Here is a 20,904-nt window from a genome sequence, read left to right as displayed (position 1 = left end):
GAGCAGGTCATGTGATCCAGCTCACCCTCTGCGAGAGAATGTACCAGATTTATTGACCGAACGGTTGGTCAGTTCGAAAAGTCACCCACACAGACTCCGGACACCGCAATCTTGGCCCCGCACCGCCACCGCACGACCACAAGGCTGAGGCGTGCCCTCCCACCAGCACCGGCTCGAGCATCCGTCATCGACCCTCACGGGGAGGCGACGACACGGACCGGGGCGAACCTCCCACCACGCGCAACCCATGGGGGCCGTTCGTCGACTCGCCCTCCCCGGCTCAGACTCCGATGGGACCGCTGCCCCCACAGCCTCTGACGCGACCCGACCCGGGCTCCGCACCCCGACTATCCGCTGATGACCTGCGGGGCCCCGACGTGTTTCAGACCCTCGACGCCGAATTCGAGACCGTACCCTGATTGCTTGGTCCCACCGAACGGAATGCGGGGGTCAACCGCTCCATGCTTATTGATCCACACGCTTCCAGCTTCGATGCGAGACGCGATCTCCCGAGCCTTGGCCGGGTCAGAGGACCAGACCGAAGCGCCCAGACCGACGTCCGATGCGTTGGCCATGGAGATCGCCTCATCGATGTCGGAGTACTTGATGATCGGCAGCGCCGGACCGAACTGCTCCTCGGCCACCAGGGGATTGTCGTTCTCGAGGTCGGCCACGAGAGTCGTGGGGTAGAAGTACCCCGGCTGGTCCTGCTGGGGCTCGGCCCCGAGCAGCACTCGTCCTCCTCCTGCCTTCGCTTTGTCGACGAGCTCCGCGACGGTATCGAACTGGGCCCTGTTCTGCAGGGGGCCCAGCACATTCTTCTCATCCAGGCCCACGCCCATCGGCATCTGCCTGGCTACCTCGACCAGAGCCTGGCACACGGCGTCGTAGACCTTCTCGTGCACGTAGAGGCGCTTCAGTGCGGCACATGTCTGGCCGGTGTTGAGGAACGCCCCCCAGAACACGTCCTCGGCGATCGCCGCGGGATCCACGTCCGGCAGCACGATCCCTGCGTCGTTGCCGCCCAGTTCCATGGTCAGGCGAGTCACATTGTCCGCCGAGCTGCGGATGATGGCTTTGCCCGCCCCGGTGGATCCGGTGAACATGATCTTGTTGACCCCCGGATGGGCGACCAGACCCTCACCGATCTCGCGGCCCCCCGTCACGACGCGCAGGACCCCCGCCGGCAGGACCTGATTCAGAACTTCGACCAATGCAAGCACCGACAAGGGGGTATATCCGGACGGTTTCACGACGACGGTGTTGCCCATGCGCAATGACGGCGCGATCTGCCATGTAGCGATCATCATCGGCCAATTCCACGGTCCGATGGCCCCCACGACGCCCAATGGCCGATAGTGCAGCTCCGCGCGAGCACCGTCTTCTTCGACGAGGACCTCCGGCTCCAGCTCAAGGGCGGCAGTCGCCCGCAGCCAGGCCGCACAGGCGCCGACCTCGAAGCGCGCATTGGGGCCGTTGAGCGGCTTCCCCTGCTCCCTGGACAGCAGCTCGGCAAGCGCCTCCGCCGACGCTTCCACCGCTTCGGCGGCCTCTACCATGAGTGCCGAACGTTCAGCATGCCCGCGGCCAGCCCACTCAGACTGCGCGGCCCGCGCCGCCGAAATGGCCGCATTGAGATCATCCACCGTATGGATGGGCGCCCGACCCACGACCTCACCCGTCGCGGGGTCGAGCAGCGTCCGCCCGCCTTCGTCCGGCTGGATCACGGCGAGCAGATCACCCGCTTTGGCGAAGGCGTCGCCTTCTGAACGATGAGAGGTCATCGAAGTACTCCTTATCACAGTTGATCACACACGTGGCACCGCGTTTCCCTGCGCCTGTCACTCATGGGCGGACGATTCGATGTCTGCACATCAGCGCATCCCGCAGGCGACGGTGATTTCTGGTTCATACCGAGATGCTGAAGACCGCACGACAGCGGCGGAGTCACACCACGCGGAAGACCGGCATGGACACCTTGTCCTCGCCGTACTTCTCCAGCTCGAGGACGAGCTCATCGCCGACATCGAGCTCATCAGGCGACGCGCCGACGACGGTCGACATCAGGAAAGGGCCCTCGTCCAGCTGAACAAATGCCACCACGTAGGGAAGTTCATTCTCGAACTCAGGAAGATATCGCTGGTGGACGACCACCCAGGACCACAGGTTCGCGGAACCCGATACAGCCTGCCATTCCACGTCATCCTCCAAGCAGGACGGGCAGGTGGCAGCCGGGGGGTACCAGACGCTGCCGTCTCGCCGACATCGCTGGATCGTAAATTCACCGCGGCTCGCCCTTTCGTAATGCGGCTGGGTCACAGGAGTGATCGTGGGCGTGGGGTGTTGATTCATCGTGACAGCTCCCTCTCGTTCATGCCCGCTGGAAAATATGGGACGACACCACTGGGGAAACGCATATGTATTGCACCGTACGAGCGTCGGCCACCTGCCGGTCTCCCGCCTCGCCCCGGGCTTGCCGCACGGCCTCCACTTCGAGAGCCCAGCCCTGCATATAGCCTTCGGAGGTATGCCCTCCGGACGTGTTGACAGGAAGGGCCCCTTCAATGGCAATCCGGCCATCTCGGATGAACTGCCAGCCCTCCCCTCGGTCGGCGAAACCGAAATGCTCGAGGCTGAACAGAACCATCGGCGTGAAGTTATCGTAGATCTGCACCGCGTCGACGTCTGCTGGCCCCAGGCCGGACTCCTGCCTCACCCTCTGGGCCACCTCCTTCGACGCGGCCTCGAAGTAGTCGGTCTTCGTGTAGTGAGCCGTGAGATCGCCTTGGGAGGCCGAGGCGCGGACTGCGACGGGAGGCTTCCGAAGGTCCTTCGCCCGTTCGGCCGTGGTGACGATGATCGCCACTCCTCCGTCATTGATCATGCAGTAGTCATAGAGCCGGAGAGGGTCGGTGATGTATCGAGATGCGAGATACTCGTCGTGTGAGAGCGGCTTCGTCATCACCGCCACAGGATTCATCTGTGCGTTTCGGCGACTGTTCAGGGCGATGGGCGCCAGCGCCCCCTCTTCGACACCGTAGGTGGCGGCGTAGTTGCGGTACATCATGCCCACATATGCGCCCGGCGACGTCATGCCGTACGCCAGGTCGTAGAGGGCAGCGTTGCCCATCGCGTCGTAAGAACCCCCGGCATCTGCACCTCCATAGGTGGCGCCCGCGGTCCGACCGTTGTTCCCATACACAAGAGCGATGGTGTCGGCTGCGCCCGCACGGATCAGGGCACAGGCGTCCTGGAGCGCGACCCCGGCCATCCTTCCGGTCCCCTCATACGTGTTGACCACCCGTGGACTCGCCAACCCAGTCATCGTTCCGAACAGTTCGTAGCTCGGTATGCGACATAGCAGAAGCCCGTCTATCTCCTGTTTGTTCAGACCGGAATCATCCAGCGCGGACTTGAGGGCGTCCACGCCCATCTGATACTCAGTCCTCCAGGGGTCAGGGTTCCGATACAGATCGGCGAAATCGGTCATTCCGACGCCGACGACTACCGGCTCTCTATCCTGTGACATGATTCTTCCTTTTCGGGTTCATGGGCTCTGTCAGCGAGTACTGGAATCTGCGGTTCGCTGCTCGAACCACACGGCGCCGGCCGCGTACAGTTCCTGCACCTCAGAGCTGTCGTAGTGCAGGACGTCCCGCAGCACCTCCACCGTGTGCTCCCCGATTCGAGGAGCCCGGCGGTCAGTCCGCCCGGGCGTGGCAGAGAGCGAGGCGACGAACCCTCGATCGACGATGCCCGTGTCAGCGTTGACTCGGGGGAATCCCAGGGCGGAGAGCTGTGGATGCTCAATCACCTCTGCGGGCCGCAGGACGGGCGATGCCGGCACCCCGCAAGCTTGCAGCCGCGCAGCCAGGTCCTCAGAATCCCATCCGCTCGTGATGCGCTCAATGCGCTCATCGAGACGATCATGGTGACGCCTCCGCCCGTCAGCCGTACAGTGCTCCGGGTCCGACAGCGCCTCGTCGTCGAAGAATTCGCAGAACTGCGTCCACTGCAGATCAGACTGGACGGAGATGGCGATCCACCGATCGTCACCGGCCGCCGCGTAGACTCCCTGGGGAGCGAATCTCTCGTGGCGGTTCCCCTGGGGCACAGCCTTCCGACCGGTCAGGGTATGATCCAGGACGGCCTCACCCACCACGCTCGCCACGACCTCGCGCTGGGCAAGGTCGACATGGATCGCCTCACCACTTCGATCCCGCGCGCGGATCGCCGCAAGGGCGATGCCCGGAGCAAGTATCGAGACGATCTGATCCGGATAGTTGACGTTGTTGCCCGTCCACACTGGCGGTTCCGCTTCGCCATAGCCGGTGACGGCCGTCAGACCGCCCAAGGCCTCCAACGTGGAGCCGAACGAGACGTAGGACGATTCGGGGCCCAGCTCCCCCTGCGAGCTGAGCGACACTACAACGATCCGGGGGTTCGCCTTTTTCAGTTCGTCGATGCTCAATCCCAGACGATCCAGAACTCCCCGTCGAAAGTTCTCGACGATCACGTCACTGACCGCGACGAGCTTGAGGAAGACTGCTCGGCCTGTGGAGTCCTTCAGGTTGATGGCGACACCGCGCTTGCCGCGGTTGACGAAGTTGAACGGTGCGCTGTCCGACTCGGCCGCTGACTGCATGCCGGAGATCCGTCCCCAGTCTCGGAAAGGATCGTGATACGTGGTAGATTCCACCTTGATCACCTCCGCGCCGAAGTCAGCGAGAACCTGCGACGAGGCGGCTCCCGCGGTCACGATCCCGAGGTCGAGCACTCGGATCCCCTCCAAAGCACTGCCTGGCTCAGTCATGCCGCCTCCCCCGGTCGGTGGTTGTTCATCAGCAGCGGCATTCCGGGTGCATACCCGGAGCCGACGGGCTGAAAGAGTCGACGATGCGTCAACTGGGGTGACTCCTGAAGCGTGTCCGGCGCATAGACCGGACCGGCAGGCACCCCGGCCGCCTGAAGGTTCTTGTACAGAGCTGCGCTGCTTCGGGCCGAGGCGAGATCGGAGAGGATCTGCTCAAGTTCGCGGCGATGCACAGCGCGTCCTTCAGCGGTGCTGAATCGATCCGCTCGCAGAAGTGACGAGTCAAAGACTTCGACAAGGTTGTCCCAGTCGGACTGTCTGTAGTAAAGGCCGAAATACCCATCGCTCGCCCGCACAACGACAGGCCCGACCTCCTCGCCTCGGCCCAGATGGTGCCCGCCCTGTACGAAGGCCTTACCCTTCCATTCGATGTACGCGCCCGTCTCCAGCCGACTGACATGGACATCCTGCCCCTCCTGGGTCGGGTGCCGGTCACGTGCTGTGAGGGCGATCATCAGTCCGGTGAAGGCCGTGTATCCCGTGGCATAGTCCATCTGATGGCCGCCGATCTGCAGCGGTGGACGCTCCGGGGCGCCCACCAGCCACATCAGGCCCGAAGAGGCTTGGGCCAGCAGCTCTCCACCCACCCACTGCGCGTGGGGTCCGATCGGGCCGTTATCCGTGACCACCACACGAATGGTTCGCGGGCGGCGCACCTCCTCGTCGATCCACGAGGTGAGTACGACGTCGGCGTCTGATGACGGCGGGCCGACGGTCTTGTCGACGTCGAGATAACGGCTCAGTGCCTCTCGTTCCTCGGGAAATCGCGGCCCGTCGTCGATATGCACCCGTGCCCCCAAGCTGGCCAAGTACTTTCCGCAGAACGCGAGAGCTACGTCCTCGCCCGTCTCCTGCACCACAAGGTCCTCGAGCGGTTTCGCCACGTTCATCCCTCACCTCGTTCCTTCGGGGGGCCCTCAGCCAGGGGCCCTCGCATGAGCTCTTGCACATTCTCGACAGCATCCAGATCCCCCCAAGCGGCGACCGTGCTGAGGCAGGCCGATTCATCGAGTCCGGCGTGGGCCAGGCAGTCCATCACCTTGGTCAGGTGCTCGTCATCGGAGAGCGGGCGCTGAGGCATTCCCGGGAACGTGCGGCAGGTGTGTCTCAGCTGGCGTCCGTCCCTGGCCACCACAGTCACCGTCGACTGCGCCGCACCCAGCTCGGGCGGTCTCCTCGGTCCGCTGTGAACCTCGACCCGCGGCAGCAGTTCCTGAACCGCAGGCGACAAGCGCACTGCGTCTGAGAAGGACTGGATGGTGACTCGTTCCTCTGTGAGCGCCACCGCTGCGCAGAACTCGTAGCTGAATTTGCCCTCAAGTCCGCTGGCCGGCTCAGGCCGAATGAGTTCGGGGTGATACAGGGCCGGCACGATCTGCACACGGGCGATGTCCTCGGCCCGCAGTCCTTCCCTGTCGCGAAGCTCCACGAGGGCCTGCATCGTGAACTGCATGAAAACTTCTGCGGGATACGGCTTGATCAGGTATCCGGGCTCCTCGATGCGGAACGCCTCTCCGAGGCTCCCGGTGAGGGCCTCACCATCGAACTCTGAGGCGAAGAAGGCGGCCAGGAATCCTGCTCGGTCCTCGAGGATGTGTGGATTCGCGGTCAGGCCGGCCCCGACCAGCAGGGCGGATTCGACACCGACCCGAGCGGCACGTCCGGGATGCGTGGCCTTCGTCCCCGTCCCGTTGTTCGCGAACAGGCCGCCGCAATTGGAGGCAGCGTGACCCAGGGCCATGGCAGTCTGCTCCGGGGTGAACCCGACCAGGTGCGACGCCGCGGCAGCCGCCCCCAGAGGCCCGACGACTCCGGGAGGGTGAAAGCTCCTCATGTCCGAGCCGTCTCCGGCCGCGCGCACCCGCTGCTGGATCTCCCACCCCACGGCGAACGCTGTGACAAGGTCCGCCCCGGACAGACCATCACGCTCCGCGATCGCCAAGGCCGCGGGGAGTATGGATGAGGTTCCATGAGCAGGGGGGAATCCCTGCACTTCGAAGTCGAGGCAGTGCAGTTGCACAGCATTGACGTATGCCGCGTTGGAGGCGGGCAGGCGCTGGCCCAGACCGGCGACGGAAGCCTCCTCCACACCGCCTTGGGAGAGGAAGACTTCACGCGCGGGCTGGGCCACGGGTTCGCGACCACCTGCGCACATGCTGGCCACTCCATCCATGATCGCCGTCCGAGCCGCGCGTACAGCTCCGGCCGACAGATCCGAGAACGTCATGCGGCAGATGAACTCGGCAAGGGCCTGCGTCGCCCCGACACCCGTCATGATCCAGGCCTCCGCTCCGGTGATACTGAGCTGGCTGCAGGTGCTCCGTCGCCCTGAGCGCTGGATCGCCGTCCGGCGGCGAAATCAGAGAGGCCTCTCGACAGCGCGTCAGACTCCTCACGGATGCGATCGCCGACGTCCTGGCCGTACCGCAGGGCTTCCGACCATTCCCCCACGGATCCGGGAATGGTCCACAGCGCCTCTTTGGCGTATCGGAGACCGACCGCATCGTACTCAGCCAGCCGCTTCGCGATGCCGAGCGCTTCGTCCATCAGCCGATCCGCTGGAACCGCCCGATTGACGAGGCCCCATGCTTCAGCCGTTCGTCCATCGATTCTGTCGCCCGTGAGCACCATCCACGACGCGCGCTTCGAGCCGAGCTTCAGCTGTGTCGAAGGGCCCGCCATCGAGGGATAGAGCCCGAAGCTGATCTCGGGCATCGCGAAGACGGCGCCCTCGGCACACACCGCGAGATCCGCTGCATTCACCAGAGTCATCCCGCCCCCCATCGCACTCCCGTTCACCGCTGCGATGAACACGGCCGGATGGCGACGGATCTCCATCTGGACATCGAGCCAGTCGTAGTCTTCACGCGGTTCCGCGGCAGTCTCAGGACTGCCCTGTGCGGCTTCCTTCAGGTCGATCCCCGCGCAGAAGGCCGACCCCGAACCCGTGAGGACAACGACCTTGCAATCTCGTGTGGCATCCAGCGCCCTCACGAGCGATACACGTGCTGCTGAATTCATCGCATTGCGCTTGTGCGCCCGATTGAGGGTGATCAGCGCGCTTGCGCTGTCGATGCGCTCAGTCAACACAAGCGCCTCAGAATCATCGTGGACGTTCACTCTCATGCCTTCCCTTGCATTCGGCGAGAAGATGCCACCCCTTGCTCATCCCCTTCTCATTGCTGGCTGAATGCCTGTCTTCAACAGGGCATTTGCGCCCCCTGGACCGCAGCCACGCTGCGAGAACGGGCTAGTACAAGTCAGTTCACACGACATTCGCCGACGAGCACCGCGCAGGTGCCCCGCCGCCGCCTGGGCGACCGGACGTCCGACGCCATCCGTCGATCTATTTTGTGTGTCAACCATATCGTCATACAAACGAGAGGTCAACGGCGAGGTTCGCCACTGATCTTCCTGCGATTCCAGGCCAGGGCCGGCAGCGATGCGCATCCCGCTGCACACGGCGGGCCCCACCCGCACGGTCCCGTCACGAATCCGACACCCGCTTCGGCGATGTGTCCCGCTCAGGGGCCCGTCAGGCGGCACCATCTGATCGCAGGCCTATGGGGCCAACAGCCCGTTGGGTCGCGGAGCGATCATGAGTTCGGGGTCATCGACTCATGGGGCAGCTCCGGGCGCGAAAAGACCCCACGATCACGACCATGTCCGCGGTGACGCAGCGGCGATTCCCTCTGCAGGACCTGCCTCGCCCACACGGCGACCGATCAGCGAATTCGTCGGCATCCAGCAAGACCCGAATGAAGCAGTTCCCAAGAATCCAAGACGCCGGGAGAATCCTCCCGTGCCGCGCGGCCGTCCCCTTCTCCAGAGATCGCCAGAGTCGGAAAGCAGGAGGCCCAAGGCCGGTGGACATGGGCCAGGAACGTGGCGACCCAGGGGGCTCAGATCGGACTCCGCCGTCTCCCTCGCACCAGTGCAGTCAGGCTCGCCCGACCCCAAGCCGGCAGCTGCGCCCCGCACCGCCAGGTCGCCGTCAGACGTGGCGGACCACCAGCAGGCAGCGACGAGCGTCTGGCACATCCGCCAGGGCACGGCAGCCTCGTCCCCGGCGCCAAGGCCGAGATCCCCCTGAGACTGTCACTCCTGACGCGCGGTGAGACAGCTCAGCGATCGAACGGAGCGTACTCCGGGCCGCACAGCGGAGGCCATCGGCGCGACTTCACCGGCACTCGCATGCCCAGCCCACTGTGGACTGCCTCCGGCAGCATCTAAGGGCACCCTGTCCAATGCACCAGAGCTCCATGGACGCAGCCCATGCGTCGACGCAGACCTTGCCGGCCTGCCTCGAACGGCTCTAGGTGTTGTGGGGCATGAGGTTGTCGGAGCCGGCGGGGCGATGAGAGAACGAACGGGCTCCCGCCCGCAGGATGGTAATCGCCAAAGAACCGTCTGCTGCAGAAGGAGAGCCCGTTCATGTCCCACGCTACCGCGGTGCACCCGAACTCCACACTGACTCCGACCGGCCGACTGAAGATGGTCGAGCGCCACATCAACGACGGGCTGCCCATCGCTCATGTCGCCGCCGAGTTCCGCGTCAGCTGGGACACGGTGAGCAAATGGGTCACTCGCTACCGCGACCACGGTGAAGCCGGACTCGTCGATCACCCCAGCACTCCGCGCCACTCGCCGGCTGCGACCCGGGAATCGGTGGTCGAGCGCATCGAGGCGCTGCGCCGGGAACTGAAGTGGTCGGCTCGTCGGATCCATCTGCACCTGATCACCGGCGGGATCGACCCGCTGCCCGAGCAGCATGGGCTGGCCACCGGCGAGATCCACCCGCCGGTGCGGATCAGCCTGCGCGCCGTGGGCCGGTGGCTGGCGCGGCTGGGGATCTCCCGGCTCCGGGACCTCACCCCGAACGGGGAGAATCTGCGCACCACACCGTCGGTGATCGAGGCCGAGCATCCTGGGGCCATGGTGCATCTGGATGTGAAGAAGGTCGGCACCATCCCCGACGGAGGCGGACACAAGGTCCACGGCCGGGGCAGCAGCAAGGCCAAGGCCTCCAAGCGCGGCACCGGGGCCAGAGTCGGCTATACGTATCTGCACTCGGCCGTCTATGGGTACACCCGCCTGGCCTACACCGAGGCGCTGGCCGACGAGCGGCAGACGACCACCGCGGGATTCTTCCACCGGGCCAGGGCTTTACGGCTCTTCGCGTTTGAGGGTGTAGAAGCAGGGGCGATAGAAGCTGGGACGAGTAGCGGAGTCGGCGTGGCGGTGGATGGATAGAAGTCGAGGCCTTCCGATGATGGAGGTTCCTACACCTAATCCATCCAGAAGACCTCGACGATGCCCCAGCCTACTTTCACGACCCCTGACCTCAATAGCTTCTGCCTGCTCGATGACCTCGGCCTGAGGGTCACTGGTCAGCAGATCCGCCGCGACCGAGCAATCCTGGAATGCCGTCTCGCCCAGGACGATCCATGGTGCCGCAACTGTGGCGCTGAGGGCATCCCCCGCGGCACGGTGGTCCGGAAACTTGCCCACCTTCCCCTGGGCTGGTGGCCCACCACCCTGTGGGTGCGGGTCCGTCGCTACCGGTGCCCGGACTGCCAGCGGGTGTGGCGGCAGGACACTTCTGCCGCGGCCGCACCCCGGGCGAAACTGAGTCGGCATGCGGTGCTGTGGGCCCTGAAATCAGTGGTCATCGACAGGATGAGCATCGCCAGGATCGCCGCAGCCTTGGCGGCTTCCTGGCATACCGTCAACGACGCCGTGTTGGCCGCCGGCCGGGACCTGCTGATTGAGGATCCTCACCGGTTCGAGGGTGTGAAGGTCATCGGGGTCGATGAGCACTGCTGGCGCCACTCCGGCCCCGGCTCCCACTACGTCACCGTGGTCATCGACCTCACCCCCGTGCGCGAGGGAACTGGCCCGGCGAGGCTGCTGGACATGGTCCCGGGCCGATCTAAGGCGGTGTTCAAGACCTGGCTCGATGCCCAGACACAGGACTTCCGGGAGGGGATCGAGGTGGTGGCCATGGATGGGTTCGCCGGGTTCAAGACCGTTACCACCGAGGAACTGCCCGAGGCTGTGGCGGTGATGGACCCCTTCCACGTGGTCGCTTTGGCGGGGGATGCCTTGGATCAGGCCCGGCAACGGGTCCAGCGTGAGACCACCGGGCACCGCGGCCGTTCAGGGGACCCCCTCTATGGGGCGCGGAAGACCCTGCGCACCGGGGCTGATCTGCTTACCGAACCCCAAGACCGCAAGCTCCGGAAGGTCTTCGCCGTTGATGAGCATGTCGAGGTCGAGGCCACCTAGAGTGTGTATCAGAAGATCGTCGCCGCCTACCGGCACCCATCGAAGAAGGACGGCAAGTACCTGCTTCAAGAGGTGATTGCTTCGCTGCGCCGCGGCGTCCCCGCCAAGCTGGCAGAGCTGAAGAAGCTGGGCCGGACCCTGAACAAGAGGGCTGCTGACGTCCTGGCCTACTTCGACCGGCCCGGCACATCCAACGGCCCCACCGAGGCCATCAACGGACGCCTCGAGCACCTGCGCGGAACTGCCCTGGGGTTCCGAAACCTGGGCAACTACATCACCCGAGCGCTGCTGGACACTGGAGGCTTCAGACCCTTGCTACACCTTCATCTGCGATGAGCCCCTTTTACGCCGCCCACGGCATCAGCATCGATCGGGTCATCACTGACAACGGCAACAACTACCGCTCCGCGGTGTTCCATCAGTCGGTGACCGGGCTGGGTCATCGACATCAACGGATCAGGCCTTACACGCCGAAGCACAACGGCAAAGTAGAAGGCTACAACCGGCTGATGGTCGACGAAGTCCTCTACACCCGGGCCTACGACTCCGAACAGGCTCGCCGACAGGCGCTGCAGGTCTGGGTCAACCATTACAACTATCATCGGCCGCATACTTCCTGCGGCGATCAGCCCCCGGCTGCGCTTGCCCCGGCGACTATCAACAACGTCATGCCCTCCTACATCTAGGCCCCGTCCAGCAGCCGAGAAGCACCTCGGGCACCACTGACGGGGTCACATCGATGACCACAGCCACGTGGAGGTCGGCACGGCCGCTACGGCAACAGCGGTGCTTCTCAACCTCGACCACGCTCGTGCTCTCGAGCTGCACGGAGTCTCGATCGCTACCTTCAGCCTCCTTCAGCTGGGCTCCGACAACGCGGACCGGACGATCTGCAGGAGCGGACCCAGGCGGCACTCGCACTGACGAGGGATGCCCCGCCGGCGATCGTTGACGTCAGTGTCCCCACCGCCCCGTGCCCGCGCGGCCCTGGCAGAACGAGCCCCGGGGCCCACTCGCGCGTCGCCCTCCCACCTGCAGACTCGGGGCGGCTGCACGGCGGGGCTGCTCCTCCGGCAGGTATGCCAGGGCTTTGACGTCGCATCACTGGCAATCTGCTGGCCACCGCACTCCGTCCATCCCCCGCGGTCGGCAGCGCCCCGCACCTCCACGGGTGACAAGCGGCGTCAGCGCCTACCGTCCCTCCCCGACGTCGGCGACCCTCCCACCGGAGACACCACCTGGATATCAAGGACGGAACGTGAATCCAGCCATCAGATCAGACACTGCGACGCCCTGGCTCGCTCCCCACAGACTGTCAAACAGGCTCGATCCCGAGTTGTCCACCAGCGAATCACCAACCAGCGCGACGAACTTGTCACGAAGGTCCGAGCGAGTCAGGGGATTCTGAGGCACACCGCGAGGGTCCTGCTCATAGTGCTCACGCACTGACCCATCCTCTTCGGTGATGCGCACCCGAACGGCAAACGTCTCAGGCCAGGACGCATCGATGTCATGATCTACTTCCACGCTCAGGCGACTGGCCAGTTCCACAACCGCCTCGTCCGCTCGGCCGTCAGCATCGAACTCATCAAACGTGAGAACACCATCGCGCAGAGCTTTGCAAAAGACATATGGCAGGCTGTGATCAGCCGTCTCACGAGTCGCCGGGTTCCACTTGCTGCCCTCACTGCCCGATTCGTGAGCCAGGAACCGAGGGGCGAACACCTCGATCGACGACACCTGCTCGACATTCACCTGATCCCGCAGCCGCAATGCAGCCCACACCGCCACCTGACAGTTGGATGTGGTCTGGAAGTACTTCAGTGCAGTCCGACGAATCGCCCACTCTCCGCCGAGAGGTTCCAACTCCATCGGCCCCTCCGATCCTGTCAGCAGCTCGACAAGACCGTGCCGACCCTCGAATGGTCGCCCCGGCGCAGTGATTCCCTCCCTCGCCAGATGACAGAAGAACATGGCGTTGCGGCTGCTGATCGCCGTCGCCATCCCCTTCAGGTCAGAGAGCTCTCCAGCACGGCTGGTTCGCAGCGGGAAACCGGCGGAGACCGACAATGACAACGCATGGGCTGCCTGGCCACGCGTCAGCCCAAGGAGCCGGCACAGGCCGGCTGTCGCGCCGACGCACACATACAGTCCCTGGTCGACCGACAACGGCTGAACTCGTCGGTTCTCAGGAAAGAACCCTTCGCCATACACATAATCGCTGATACGAGCATAGACCTCATAGGCGACGGCGATGGAGGCCAACAGATCACCGACCGACACGCTTCGCTCGGCCCCCACCGACATCAACGCGCCGATCATGTCACTAGGGTGCCCGCCCGCAAGTCCATCATTCATATCAAGGTCACGAATCATTGACGTGTTTCCGAAGGCAGCAGCCTCGGCGCAGACCAGTTCGGAGTGACCAATCAGGAACCCTTGATCTCGCTCAGGCGCACCGACCGCGTATCGTTCTGCCACAGCAGCACCGCGCGCCTTCCTGCCACCGGCGGCGCATGCCAAACTGTCGATCCAGATCTCGCGCGCGCGGTTGACCACATCATCAGGCATGTCTTCAACACGATGATCGACCGAAAACTCCACGATACTCTCAAGAACTTCATCCATAATATCTCCATTGATATAAAACTCTTCGCCGCGCTCTGCCAGGACCTGCCCCCCACCCACCCATGATCTCTGAGTGCGCCCGGCTCCGCCGGATCCCTAACGGGACAGCTCTTCGATACATACGGGATTCGATACATGCGCACGAACCACACCACCCGAGGGATCGAATGCCGGGTGCGTGCCAGATGAAGCCAGCGAAACAGCCCTGACTTCCCCGCTCAGTTCGTTGGCAACAAGCAGTTCGCCAGTAAAATTGTCCAAGGATATGAATCGGGGCTGAACTCCACATGAATCTACCCAAGAAGGGTTGGCCAATAGGCCAGATGAAGGTATAATTTCATAGGCGCATACACCATTCATGTGACGAATGGACGCGTAGACACGTTGGCGCTCGACATCCAGTACGACGCCGGCCGCCGAGCCGTTCCCCGTATAGTCATCCGGAAGCAGCGTCACAATCTGCCGCGCCTCCAGCCGGCCTCCAGTGCTGTCCCAGTCACACACGGAAATGGTGCAGTCCAGCTCGTTGACGATGTAGATCACGCCGAGCTCATCGTGCTCCACCAAGTGCCTGGGGCCCGCACCTGACCGCGCCCCTGACCACGCGAACGAATTCGGGAGGAGCTGCCCGGTGATCTTGTCGAACCTGAATACCCACGTGCGATCCAACCCCTTATCAGGGACGAGCACGAACGCGCCGGAGGCATCGAATACCACCTGATGCGGCCTGGAGGACGGCTGCTCCGCCCGATGGGGACCGGGGGATCCACGAAGCTCCCGCACGCAGACCACATCTCCCAAAGACCCGTCCTGCGCGATGGCGATTGAAGCGACATTACCCGAAGCATAGTTGACAACACATAGATATCTCTCATCTGGCGAAAGGGCCAAATGAACAGGATTCAATCCGTTCGATGACACCGTATTCATGACGGCCAACGACCCGTCGGAGGAGATCTCGAGTGCTGAGACTTCCTGTGAATCCCCGTGAACCGTGTAGAGGATATTCTGCGCCTCGCTGACCACAAGATACGAAGGATTGACGAGATCCCTCATCTCGTGCACCAGAGCCCAGCTCCCACGATCATTGCGGACGAACACAGAGATTCCTTTACCATGTGCGTCGCGATTGATTGTATTCCTGCTCCCAACACATAGATATTGACTCTCCGAATCTCGACTCATCATGACAATCTGCTCCTCGTCTGATAGGGCATGGCAAGAATCCAAGGCCACCAATGGGCGGATCTTCGTATGGGCAGGGTTGAGGGCAGGGCGTGGCCGTCAGGCCGGAACCCGGCGGTCGATGTGCGTTGCACAACGACGCACCAACCGTGCCGGCCGAAAAGTCAAGAGGCTGATTCCCGTCCGACGTCGAGCCGGACGCTCTATGCCTCGGTCTCAGAAAGAACCGTCAGAGCAACTTTCCTCGCTGCCTCGACATGGTCGTAAACAGCCTTCCAGGCCCCTTCGGCATCTCTGCGCGCCACGGCCTCGCAGATGCGGTCCATCTCCTCTGCGGCCGCGGCGCTTCTCCCTGGCACAGCCATCGAGACGTGCCGGAGCAGCTGAATCCGTGCGCGAAGCGGATCAAGCATGTCCGCCATAATGCTGTTCCGCGCCCCGGCGATGAGAAGATCATCCATGAGGCGGGCATCATCCAGACGCTCTGCCAGATCCAGATTGCTGTCTCGGAATTCGAGCAGCCGCGCAAACTCCTCGTCGGTGGCCCGGTTGACGAAGTGATACGCAACGGCTGGCTCGAGCGCGGCTCGAACCTCATAGACCTCATTGACAGTCGCCTCGTCGAGCGTCGGGACTCTGAACCCGCGCCCTGGCGTCGACTCGACAAGTCCGATGGCGTGCAGGTGAGTGAGAGCCTCCCGAACAGACGTTCGGCTCACACCCGTCTGTTCAATGAGCTCTCGCTCTGTCAATCGTTGACCCGGCCGCAAGGCACCCGATGTGATCGCGTCACGAATGCCATCGATCACCCGATCCCGCAGCGTCACTTCCGGTCGCTGAACAGTGATGCGTTCCAACTCTGTCACACCTAGTTCCTGTGTCGTCCACCGAAAAAATTACGTCCTACCAGGCTACTGTCATACAGTATGGCAGGTCAATCCTCCATTACTGACTCACCGCGTCCTGCCAGGGCTCTCATTCACCACTTCATGAAGCGCGAATCGCACTGCACAAGCGCCGGCGCCTCCCACTGCGCATCACGCCATCAACCTTTGAGCCCTCCAGCGAACCCCTGAATAAACTTTTTCTGGGCAAACACGTAGAGGAGCAAGATCGGGATCATCGATATGATGACAATTGCAAAGATTGTATTCCACTTCGACACGAGAGATCCGACCAAGAAGTACATTGTAACGGGTAGTGTCTGATGATCTGATCCACCCAGGAAGATCAGCGATGTGAAGAAATCGTTCCAGACTAGGAGGCCGGCGAGAATTACTACTGTACCCGTGGCCGGCGCGATCAGCGGAAATACGATCCGAAAGAATATCTGCGTCCTCGACGCACCATCGATGGTCGCGGCCTCTTCGTACTCTGTTGTGAGCTGCCGAAAGAATCCTGCATACAAGAAAACGGACAGTGGTAACAACATCCCCGTGTAGAGGACGATCAGACCCCATATCGAACCGGTCAGTCCGATCGCTCGCGCTCCCACGTACAACGGCACTGTGCCCAGCTGCGTAGGGAGCACGATGGCGACGAGGAACATGTAGTACAGATGGCTTGACCAGCGACGGGTAGAGCGTGAGATGACGTATCCGGTCAAAGACCCTAGGAGGACCAGTGCAACGATGGCCCCGCCGGTCAACAGGACACTGTTCAGCAGCCCCACCAGAATGTTCGAGTTTGCTTCCCGGCCCAGGGCGTCGACGAAGCCATCAAGCGTCGGCTGCGACGGCAACGCGAGAGGAGAGGACCCGTAGACCTCGTGGTCCGACTTCAGTGCCATCACAATGAGAAAGTAGAACGGCACCAGGAAGGCGCCGGCGAGCAACCACAGAAGCACTTCACGCAACGCGCTCAGCTTGGTATACCTGAACATGTCATGCTCCCCCTGATCTGTCGGCTGTGAGTCGCTGCTGCATCACCGCGAAGACTAGGATGACGCACGCCAGGATCAGCGCCAGCGCTGCGCCGTAGCCGAAGTTGCCGAGCGAGAACGCCTGCTTATACACCTGCGTGGCGAGCGTCTCGGTGGCTCCCGCAGGGCCACCTCCAGTAAGCGCCATGATCTCGTCGAATGTCCGAAGACCGGTGATGATCCCCAGCGTCGTTGCGATCGCCACCGCGGGACGAATGGCTGGCAGCACCACGTGCCAGAATCGCCGGAACAGATTCGCGCCGTCTATTGCAGCCGCCTCTTCGATCTCTTGGGGGACTGAGGCGAGCCCCGCGAGATAGATGACCATCGCGACGCCTGTCCCCTGCCACACGAGCACCACGAGCACCGCCCAGATCGCGAACGAAGGATCTGCCAGCCACGGCCTGGCCCATCCTGGCAGACCGATCGCGGCGAGAATCGCATTTACTGGTCCATTGAAGTCGAAAATAAACTTCCATATATATGAGACTGCAAGCGGACTGAGAACAACAGGCATAAAGAATAACACTCGAAGTGCATATCGTGTTTTTATGATTCTATTCAATGACACCGCGATAGCGAGCCCTATAATATTAACTAGAATCACCGACGATATGGCAAGAAAAAGCGTATTAAACAGAGACCCAGAAGTTGTCGGGTCATGGAATATCCTAATGAAGTTCTCTAGTCCGATCCAATCGAATCCTCCGATTCCACTCCAATTAGTGAATGCGAAGGCTCCACCGATCGATGTCGCCACAAAGTGCACGCCCAGGGCAAGAACGATCCCGGGCAACGCCCACCACCAGTGCCCGAACTGGAGAGTCCCACCATGTCTGGATCGCGCGTTCCGCCGACGCCTTCGTGTGCTCTTCCTTCGGGGCTCCAGTCCCTTTGTGGAGGGGTCGATCGACGTAGTCATAGCATTCTCGCGTTCCTGGATCGTCCTATCCTCGGAGGTGCGGCTGGAAGTGTCTGCCCGACACCGTGCTGCGCCATGAGAAGGGCTCACTCCCATGCTGCGTCCATGTCACGCAGAACTTCGTCGACGTCTTTCTGCCCCGTCAGCAGACCCTGGACCCCGACGCCCAGCGCTTCGAACACAGCGGGGTTACTCCAGTTCGAGCTGGGCCGCGGCACGAAGTCCTCCTGGTTCACGATCTCCTCAACTGAGGCATAGATCGTATCCGAGAGGTCATCGCCAAACGGCAATGATCCTTCAGCCTCGGCGAAGATCCTCTGCCCTTCATCACCGGTAGTCCATTCGAGGAAGTCGATGGCTGCCTCATTGGTCTCCGCATCGGCGTTCAGAGACAGTGCGTAGTCGGCACCGACGATTCCGAAGGGATCGCCGCCCGGCGCCGGCGGCAGCGGCTGAACGGTGAATTCATGGTCAGGAGCGTTCTGTCCGAAGTCAGCCGCGGCACCACTCGGCGCGATCGCGGCGAAAGACGCGTCCTGCTGCAAGTTGCTGGCAAGGACGTCGAATCCAGCACCCTCGACTCCCCCCTGCAGGCAACGAGCTTCGTTCAGATCTTCGATCGCGTGCAGCGTGTCCTTCCAGCCCTGCGAGTCGGAGAATGTGGTTGTGCCTTCGGCCCGGTCCTCGTCCCACTGGGGATTCTCCGCATAGACGCGGGTTGCCGCGATGCCCAACGCCAAGAGGCCAGTGTTCGGAGGAGCGGCGCCTGCGAGGACGAAGACAGACCGCCCGTCATCGGCGACGTCCTCGCAGGCGGAAAGCAGGCCGTCCCAGTCTGCCGGATAGTCGAAACCGGCTGACTCCGCGGTCGTCGAGTTGAGCACTGCGCCCACGAATGTGAGACCGAAGGCCACGCCGAACGTATCGCCGTCGATCTGGAACTGCGACTCAGAACCACTGGGTACAGTAGTGGCCGCGTCATCGCCGAGGGGAGCGATCAGCTCCGCCTCGACGAGAGGAACCACGCTATAGACTCGACCATGACCGGGCGCGGTCTGGAAGACGTCTGGGGCGTTGCCGGCATTGAGCTGAGTCGTGATGGTCTGGCCATAGGACTCGTTCGACACTTCATGAAGAGTGATGTCTACGCCCGGATTCTCTTCCATGTAAGCATCGGCGAGAGCTCTGTAGGGAGGCACGACGTCCGCATTCGTCACCGCGTAGGAGTACGAGAACTCCCCTGTCGCTCCGGTCGCGCTTCCTTCCTCGGGACCAGAGCATCCGGCGAGAACGAGAGCGCCTGCTGCGGACGCCGCGACTACGCCACAACGGCGTGATCTGAAAGTCGACATTGTGCGGTGCACATTGGTCTCCGTTGTCATGATGCAACCTTCCTGGGTTTCTAGAACGGGTACTTCCTGAGCCCTCCATCAACGCGAATGACTTCGCCTGTGACGTAGTCGGCTCGGCTCGACGCGATGAACGCAGCCATATAGCCCATCTCCCGAGGCTTCCCGAACCGCCCAACGGGGACGTTGTCCTCGACGAATGCCGCTCGTGCGTCTGCTTCGGGGAAGAGCCGGTTGTCCATCTGCTCTGACTCGATGGTCCCGGGCGCGATGCAGTTGACCGTGATGCCGTCTCTGGCCAGCGCGGTGCTCATCGCTTTGGACCACGCGTGGACCCCGGCCTTCGCCGGAGTCCCCGCGCTGACGCCGTGAGGTTCCAGGACGCCAGTGATGCTGATGATCCGCCCTCGGTCGCTCGCGCGGAGCAGGTCGAGCAACGCCTGCGTTGTCCGGCGTCCAGCAGTGAAGTTGAGCTCGTAGGACTCCTCCCAGACGTCGTCTCCGGCGTCGATGGGAACCGGGCGGCTCCCCCCAGCATTGTTGACGAGGATGTCGAGGTGGCCGTACTTCTCCTCGACGAAGTCCCGCAGCGACGCCGCGAACTCACGATCGGTCACGTTCCCCGGAAACACGACGGGACGCGGAAAGCCCAAGTCAGCAAGACGCTCAGCCACGACCGTGATCCGCTCCTCACGGCGTGCCACAAGGATCGTCTCAACGCCTTCGCTCGCGAGGACTTCAGCGATGCCAGCTCCGATGCCTGCGCTCGCTCCGGTGACTACCGCGACCTTTCCGCTCAGTTCCAGATCCAAAGTGCCTCCCATGCCGTCTTTGTCATACAGTATGCTCAACATACGGTGAGACGAATTGGCGTGTCAACCTTTTTCGCCCACTTTCGTGATCTGCGACACTGCCAACCGGCGGTTGCGTCGAGCACTGCACATGTCCCACTCACGTCAAGAAGGTCCGAGAGGACCGCCGCCTCGGGAGTGGGGTGCCCACACTGGGCGGACTGCCGACATCGGTTGCGTCTCGACTGGGTCGGAGCTCCGGCTTCCCATCAACGACTCCGGAATGTCGAGACAGGTCCGGTCCGAGACTTCTCGACGTGTGGACGCCGGACCGCTCATACGGGGCCCGCGGCTCCACATCTCGCATGACATCTGCGACGTCGGGGACCAGAACGCCACCGAAGTCCGCGTCCGTGAGTCCTCTTGCGGCGCGTGAGCGGCAGGCGCGCTGGGGAGCCCCACCCGAGGCCTCGGCATCGTGACTTCCCGAGCTGCCGGACCGAGCGTCAATGCCCCTCCGGTGCCCGCAGTCGTGCCTGCGGGCGCACTCCGACGGCGTCGCGGCCGGAGTGCGCCTGGGGACCTTGCCCTCCAGGAGATAGGCCCGCCACTAGACGGGTCTTCTGACGGACGGCTGCGGCCGAGGCGAAAAGTCGTGGCCCGCTTCGACATCCTCTCCGAGAGACGATCCGGTGGGAAGTTGGGCAGATGAGGCCGCGAGACGGCCGTCCCACCCCCTCCCGAGACCCGCTCGCCGCAGGACCCAGCGACTCTCCGACGGCCCTGCTCCGGCTCGCCTCATCCGCAACGGGACGTTCCCGAACGGCTCCACGACCATCGACCAGCCTCGCGCCGCGTGTGGAGCAGGACGAGCCGATGAGCTCGGAGCGACCGGTCAACGTTCGCGATGGTCCTCGTCGAGGTCAGGTGGGCGTGCTGGGTCCCGC

At 63.1% G+C, this 20,904-nt stretch carries 14 protein-coding genes and 4 pseudogenes; 3 read left to right on the top strand and 15 right to left on the bottom strand.

Features of this window, described 5'->3' with window-relative positions; genetic code table 11:
- Positions 1–347: 347 nt before the first annotated feature.
- The 8 genes and pseudogenes from ACYVKI_RS01515 to ACYVKI_RS01480 form a co-directional block, all read right to left on the bottom strand.
- On the bottom strand, positions 348–1,784 hold the full coding sequence (locus ACYVKI_RS01515) for an aldehyde dehydrogenase family protein (protein WP_460688578.1): 1,437 nt from the start codon (positions 1,782–1,784) through the stop codon (positions 348–350).
- Between the two features lie 163 nt (positions 1,785–1,947).
- Positions 1,948–2,199 (bottom strand): Zn-ribbon domain-containing OB-fold protein, encoded by a 252-nt coding sequence (locus ACYVKI_RS01510; RefSeq protein WP_460689376.1) that lies wholly within the window; start codon positions 2,197–2,199, stop codon positions 1,948–1,950.
- Between the two features lie 6 nt (positions 2,200–2,205).
- Positions 2,206–2,352: pseudogene (locus tag ACYVKI_RS01505) on the bottom strand (zinc ribbon domain-containing protein); the annotation flags it as partial.
- A gap of 19 nt (positions 2,353–2,371) precedes the next feature.
- A complete protein-coding gene (locus tag ACYVKI_RS01500; protein WP_460688577.1) occupies positions 2,372–3,529 on the bottom strand; it encodes a thiolase family protein in 1,158 nt (385 codons plus the stop codon).
- 30 nt (positions 3,530–3,559) lie between these two features.
- Positions 3,560–4,813, bottom strand: coding sequence for a CaiB/BaiF CoA transferase family protein (locus ACYVKI_RS01495; RefSeq protein WP_460688576.1), 1,254 nt, complete (start codon positions 4,811–4,813; stop codon positions 3,560–3,562).
- Positions 4,810–5,763, bottom strand: coding sequence for a CoA transferase (locus ACYVKI_RS01490; RefSeq protein ID WP_460688575.1), 954 nt, complete (start codon positions 5,761–5,763; stop codon positions 4,810–4,812). The genes ACYVKI_RS01495 and ACYVKI_RS01490 overlap by 4 nt, the downstream gene beginning before the upstream one ends.
- The gene (locus ACYVKI_RS01485) at positions 5,760–7,148 is read right to left on the bottom strand and encodes an MmgE/PrpD family protein (RefSeq protein WP_460688574.1); all 1,389 of its coding nucleotides are present in this window, start codon (positions 7,146–7,148) and stop codon (positions 5,760–5,762) included. Before ACYVKI_RS01485 ends, ACYVKI_RS01490 begins: the two co-directional genes overlap by 4 nt.
- Positions 7,145–7,960, bottom strand: a complete 816-nt coding sequence (locus tag ACYVKI_RS01480) for an enoyl-CoA hydratase/isomerase family protein (RefSeq protein WP_460688573.1) — start codon at positions 7,958–7,960, stop codon at positions 7,145–7,147. Before ACYVKI_RS01480 ends, ACYVKI_RS01485 begins: the two co-directional genes overlap by 4 nt.
- Before the next feature lie 1,347 nt (positions 7,961–9,307).
- Here ACYVKI_RS01480 and ACYVKI_RS01475 point away from each other — a divergent pair.
- From ACYVKI_RS01475 to ACYVKI_RS01465, 3 pseudogenes are all read left to right on the top strand, one after another.
- Positions 9,308–10,066 (top strand): annotated as a pseudogene (locus tag ACYVKI_RS01475) (helix-turn-helix domain-containing protein); the annotation flags it as partial.
- A 120-nt stretch (positions 10,067–10,186) separates the two neighbouring features.
- A pseudogene (locus tag ACYVKI_RS01470) lies at positions 10,187–11,497 on the top strand (ISL3 family transposase).
- Between the two features lie 5 nt (positions 11,498–11,502).
- Positions 11,503–11,847 (top strand): annotated as a pseudogene (locus tag ACYVKI_RS01465) (integrase core domain-containing protein); the annotation flags it as partial.
- Between the two features lie 559 nt (positions 11,848–12,406).
- Here ACYVKI_RS01465 and ACYVKI_RS01460 read toward each other — a convergent pair.
- The 7 genes from ACYVKI_RS01460 to ACYVKI_RS01430 all read right to left on the bottom strand — a co-directional run bounded on the left by ACYVKI_RS01460 (position 12,407) and on the right by ACYVKI_RS01430 (position 20,020).
- Complete coding sequence (locus ACYVKI_RS01460) at positions 12,407–13,789, bottom strand: MmgE/PrpD family protein (RefSeq protein WP_460688572.1); 1,383 nt, start codon at positions 13,787–13,789, stop codon at positions 12,407–12,409.
- 96 nt (positions 13,790–13,885) lie between these two features.
- Positions 13,886–14,974: a lactonase family protein gene (locus ACYVKI_RS01455; RefSeq protein ID WP_460689375.1), complete on the bottom strand. Its 1,089-nt coding sequence runs from the start codon at positions 14,972–14,974 to the stop codon at positions 13,886–13,888.
- Between the two features lie 203 nt (positions 14,975–15,177).
- Complete coding sequence (locus ACYVKI_RS01450; RefSeq protein ID WP_460688571.1) at positions 15,178–15,840, bottom strand: GntR family transcriptional regulator; 663 nt, start codon at positions 15,838–15,840, stop codon at positions 15,178–15,180.
- Between the two features lie 179 nt (positions 15,841–16,019).
- Entirely contained in the window at positions 16,020–16,856 is an 837-nt protein-coding gene (locus tag ACYVKI_RS01445) for a carbohydrate ABC transporter permease (protein WP_460688570.1), read from the bottom strand.
- 1 nt (position 16,857) lies between these two features.
- Positions 16,858–17,817 carry a carbohydrate ABC transporter permease gene (locus ACYVKI_RS01440; RefSeq protein WP_460688569.1) on the bottom strand — a complete coding sequence of 320 codons (960 nt, stop codon included), beginning with the start codon at positions 17,815–17,817 and terminating at the stop codon, positions 16,858–16,860.
- Positions 17,818–17,903: 86 nt separating this feature from the next.
- On the bottom strand, positions 17,904–19,169 hold the full coding sequence (locus ACYVKI_RS01435) for an ABC transporter substrate-binding protein (protein ID WP_460689374.1): 1,266 nt from the start codon (positions 19,167–19,169) through the stop codon (positions 17,904–17,906).
- A 50-nt stretch (positions 19,170–19,219) separates the two neighbouring features.
- Positions 19,220–20,020: an SDR family NAD(P)-dependent oxidoreductase gene (locus ACYVKI_RS01430; protein ID WP_460688568.1), complete on the bottom strand. Its 801-nt coding sequence runs from the start codon at positions 20,018–20,020 to the stop codon at positions 19,220–19,222.
- Positions 20,021–20,904 lie beyond the last annotated feature (884 nt).

This window comes from Nesterenkonia suensis (assembly GCF_054782935.1).
The sequence above is the reverse complement of the archived record's forward strand: the minus strand, read 5'-3'. Positions and strand labels throughout refer to the sequence as shown.

Coding starts and splice junctions, on each gene's coding strand:
- ACYVKI_RS01495 (WP_460688576.1), bottom strand. CDS start 4,813: ATGACTGAGCCAGGCAGTGCTTTGGAGGGGATCCGAGTGCTCGACCTC.
- ACYVKI_RS01500 (WP_460688577.1), bottom strand. CDS start 3,529: ATGTCACAGGATAGAGAGCCGGTAGTCGTCGGCGTCGGAATGACCGAT.
- ACYVKI_RS01440 (WP_460688569.1), bottom strand. CDS start 17,817: ATGACTACGTCGATCGACCCCTCCACAAAGGGACTGGAGCCCCGAAGG.
- ACYVKI_RS01485 (WP_460688574.1), bottom strand. CDS start 7,148: ATGACGGGTGTCGGGGCGACGCAGGCCCTTGCCGAGTTCATCTGCCGC.
- ACYVKI_RS01490 (WP_460688575.1), bottom strand. CDS start 5,763: ATGAACGTGGCGAAACCGCTCGAGGACCTTGTGGTGCAGGAGACGGGC.
- ACYVKI_RS01430 (WP_460688568.1), bottom strand. CDS start 20,020: ATGTTGAGCATACTGTATGACAAAGACGGCATGGGAGGCACTTTGGAT.
- ACYVKI_RS01515 (WP_460688578.1), bottom strand. CDS start 1,784: ATGACCTCTCATCGTTCAGAAGGCGACGCCTTCGCCAAAGCGGGTGAT.
- ACYVKI_RS01455 (WP_460689375.1), bottom strand. CDS start 14,974: ATGAGTCGAGATTCGGAGAGTCAATATCTATGTGTTGGGAGCAGGAAT.
- ACYVKI_RS01460 (WP_460688572.1), bottom strand. CDS start 13,789: ATGGATGAAGTTCTTGAGAGTATCGTGGAGTTTTCGGTCGATCATCGT.
- ACYVKI_RS01445 (WP_460688570.1), bottom strand. CDS start 16,856: ATGTTCAGGTATACCAAGCTGAGCGCGTTGCGTGAAGTGCTTCTGTGG.
- ACYVKI_RS01435 (WP_460689374.1), bottom strand. CDS start 19,169: ATGTCGACTTTCAGATCACGCCGTTGTGGCGTAGTCGCGGCGTCCGCA.